Source organism: Mesorhizobium sp. M2A.F.Ca.ET.067.02.1.1, assembly GCF_004023285.1.
In the GTDB taxonomy this organism is placed as follows: Bacteria; Pseudomonadota; Alphaproteobacteria; order Rhizobiales; family Rhizobiaceae; genus Mesorhizobium.
On sequence record NZ_RZSB01000613.1, the window covers coordinates 1 to 3676 of the forward strand.

3 protein-coding genes are annotated in these 3676 nt (G+C 64.7%); 1 reads left to right on the top strand and 2 read right to left on the bottom strand.

The features are described 5' to 3' along the window. Window positions 1-310: 310 nt before the first annotated feature. Complete coding sequence (locus tag EOA28_RS28630; protein WP_126080900.1) at window positions 311-721, top strand: hypothetical protein; 411 nt, start codon at window positions 311-313, stop codon at window positions 719-721. 270 nt (window positions 722-991) lie between these two features. On the opposite strand, the gene EOA28_RS28635 is transcribed toward EOA28_RS28630, so the two are convergent. Together EOA28_RS28635 and EOA28_RS28640 are read right to left on the bottom strand one after the other, a co-directional pair. Continuing rightward, window positions 992-3100 (bottom strand): sensor histidine kinase, encoded by a 2109-nt coding sequence (locus EOA28_RS28635; RefSeq protein WP_245463396.1) that lies wholly within the window; start codon window positions 3098-3100, stop codon window positions 992-994. A gap of 153 nt (window positions 3101-3253) precedes the next feature. Then, a partial coding sequence (locus tag EOA28_RS28640) for a response regulator transcription factor (protein WP_148670901.1) occupies window positions 3254-3676 on the bottom strand: 423 nt, incomplete at its 5' end.

Below are 3676 nucleotides of genomic sequence, written 5' to 3' on the forward strand. Positions count from 1 at the left end.
TGTGAGCGCCGGTGCCCGCGTCGGAAAGGGCATGTTTCGATTGATGCCGAGCTGCGGCAGACGACAGCGACGCGCTCGATACAAACATTGCTGTGTGAGGCTGTTTACAGTCGGGCAGGCGCGACAGGCGCATAGCTGCGCCAACCAGCTTCGATAGTCGGTCGAATGGTTGCCGTGGATCGGAAGGCCGCACCGCTCAGCGTCTGTTTCAATCCTGTTACACAGGCAATCGCCGCCAATCATCCGACTGTTACGTGGTGCGACTAAGTTCGTTTCACAGCAAAAAGAAAGATAACGAAGGGAACAGCCGATGTTTGCGAAAGTTCATGCCGCCGATACCAATCGCCGCCAGCATGGCCCGGAGCGCAATGACCGCCGGCCGAAACTTGCGCTGCGCCAGCGCGCCAGCGACCATCCGATGGCGATGTTCATGCTGATCGGCGCCTGCGCCTTCGTCGGCATGCTGGCCGCGCCCGCCTCCGGTCCGGCCTTCGCTTCGATCAACCCGCCGGCCAATGTCGTTGAAGGCGCGCAGACCACGCTCAAGACCGCCCGCCTGCCGGAATCTGCGATCGACTTTGCCTGTAAGGGCCAGAACTGGGGCGCCGAGAGCGTCGAGTGCCTGCGCGCCATCGCCGAGCAGTCCGGCCAGCACCGCGAGCGCGCTGTGCGCATGATCGCCAACGCCGCCCCGGTCACCAACACGCCGAACATTTTTTAAGACCTCCCCAGAGCGCTCCCTCCTGCGCTCAAGTCAGGCTCCCGCCGCGAAAATCGGTCGGGAGCCTCTTTTTTCCGGATCTGCCGGTATTCAGGTGAAGCCGGCCTGCGAATGGCGGTTCCCTGCGCTTCCGGTGCTCGCGTACTATAAGTACGCTCCGCTCCGGTTCTCGCGAACCACCATTCTCGGCTCGGCTTGACCTGAATCTCGGCAGATCCTGCGGCGGTGCTAGCTCAAGCTCGGCCACGCCTCTTCGGTTGCAATCTTAGCTCAGAAGTGGACGCTGTTGTCGGCCGCGGCTGCGGCTTCGTCGGCTACCGCCGACAGGATGCCGCGGACGTCGAGGGTCGAGAAGGGCTTTTCCAGAATGTGCGGGCGCTGCGGCGGTGGCAGCGCTTCGATCTCCGCCTTGGCGCCGATGAGGTCGCCGGTCACCAGCACGAAGCGCTTGGCCAGAGCGGGCTGCTGCGAGAGCAGCTCGCGGTAGATCGCGATGCCGCTAGTGCCCGGCATGCGCAGGTCGGAAAAGACGATGTCCGGCGGCATATGGCCCGTGAGCACGTCGGCGGCGGAGGTCCAGCTTGCCACAACGCGCGACTTGAGCCCCATCAGCTCCAGTATATCCGAAAGCGAGCCCGCGACGTCGGGCTCGTCGTCGATGATCAACGCATGGCGCAATCCGCTCGAGCGCGCCGGCCCTTCACCCGCGCTTGCGGCACCGCCGGCAATCGCCGGCAATTGCACGACGAAGCGCGCGCCGGTCGGTTGCACTTCCTCGAACCAGATGTTGCCGTTGTGGCGCTCGACGATCGACTTCGAGATCGACAGGCCGATGCCGGTGCCAACCCCGACCGGCTTGGTGGTGAAATAGGATTCGAAGATGCGCGCGCGGATCGCCTCGGGAATGCCCGGGCCGTTGTCCTCGACGGAGAAGCCCGGATTGCCGTGCTCGTTGCGGAATGTCCGCACCTTGATGATCCGCTCGCCGGTGATGCCGGCCAGCGCATGCTGGCTGTTGATGAGGAAGTTCGCCGCCACCTGGGTGATATGGTCGGCGTCGGCCATGGCAAGCAGCGGCCCGGTGGCGAAATCGGTGTCGATGATGATGCCGCTGGAGCGGGCACCATAGGCGGTGACTTCGAGCGCCGAGCGCATCACCTGGTTGAGATCGGTCTCGGCCTGCTCGGTCGGGTGCAGCCGCACCATCGACAGGAAGCTCTTGACGATGCGGCCGCAGCGCTCGGCGGCCGCGCGCACCTTCTCGGCGCGCACCTTGGTCTGCGGGTCGCCGGCGAATTCGTGCAGCAGCGTCGACTGCGCCACCACCACCGCCAGCGGGTTGTTGAGCTCGTGCGAGACCCCGGCGAGCAGCGAGCCCATCGCCGCCATCTTCTCGTTCTGGTGCAGCTTCTCGCGCTGGCGGTTGATTTCCTCCTCGGCCTGCAGCTTCTCGCGCAGGTCGCGGATCGAGCCGAAGATCAGGCGGCGGTCGGCAACGCGCATCTCCGTCGCCGTCAGCTCGATCGGGAAAATCTCGCCGGCGGCGTTCTGGGTGACGGTCTCCAGGCGCTGGCCGACCATCGGCGCGCCGCGGCCCGCCATGTATTCGGCACCCGAGGCGTAGCCCTTGCGGTAATATATCGGAACGATGGTATCGAGCAGGTCCTTGCCGAGGATGGAGCTGCGCTGGAAGCCGAACATCTTCTCGGCGGCCGGATTGAACTCGATGATCGAGCCCGTCTCGTCGATGACGATGATGGCGTCGAGCGAGGCCTGCAGCATGGTGCGGCGGATCACCTCGCTGGCATGCGCCTCGGATGGCGAGCGCTCGATGGCGTCGCCGATGGCCAGAGCGATGATGTGCAGCGTCGCCTCTTCCTCATCCGTCCATTCGCGCTCGGCGACGCAGTCGTTGACCGCCAGCGTGCCCCAGAGGTGGCCATGCGCGAAAACGGAGACGGACAGGAACGACTTGATGCTCTGCTTCTCGAAGTCGTCCCGCAGGAAACCGTCCAAGTTGCGTGTGTGGCCGGAGAAGATCTTGCCCTGCCGCTCGTCTTCCTGCAGGCGCTCCAGCAAGGTATCCGAGTTGATGATCGACTGCATGATCACCGTGGGCGAGGCCAGGTCGCCGCCGGAGTCGGGGTCGATCCAGTAGGCGGCGACCGACTGGGCGAAACCTTCGCCCGGCAATTCACGCAGCCGGAAGAGAATGCCGCGCTGGCAATCCATCTTGCGGCACACCGTCTCCAGTATGCCGTCCATCTCGCGCTGCCAGTCGCCCGCCTCGCGCAGGCGGCGCACGACATGCACGGCCGCCATCGCTGCGCCGCCCGGGCGCGAGGCATGCGTATCGGTGCGTGCTGCATCGGCAGTCATGGTCAATTCCAGGCCCGGACGTCGGTCGTTCAGAGCACCCTTCGTTCCCGCAGAAACGGCGAACCGCTCTATCGCTTTGTTTTGACGCAATTCCGGACGGAAGGCTACGGCGAAACCGCCGAGCCTACCACTCACACTTTTCCTGGAATTGCTTTAGTTGGCGTCGCCATTCGGCAGCGAGAAGATATAGCCTTCGCCGCGCACCGTGCGCAGGAATTTCGGATTGGCTGGGTCGGCCTCGATCTTCTTTCGCAACCGCATGATGCGGATGTCGACCGCGCGCGAGGATTCCGGGTCCTCGACGAAGCCGATGGCTTCCGAAATCGCCGCGCGCGTCAGGAGCCGGTTGGCGCGGGTGAGGAAAACCTCGAGCACGTCGAACTCGCTCTTGGCCATCTCGATCACCGCGCCATTGGCGGCGGTGACCATGCGACCGTCGAAATCGGCCTGAAAGCCGCCGAAATTCATGAAACGCCGATTACCGGTCTCGGCCTTCGCGGCTTGCGGCTCGGCCGGCTGCGGCACGCGGCGCAAAACGCTGCGCACCCGCGCCAGCACCTCGCGCAATTCGTACGG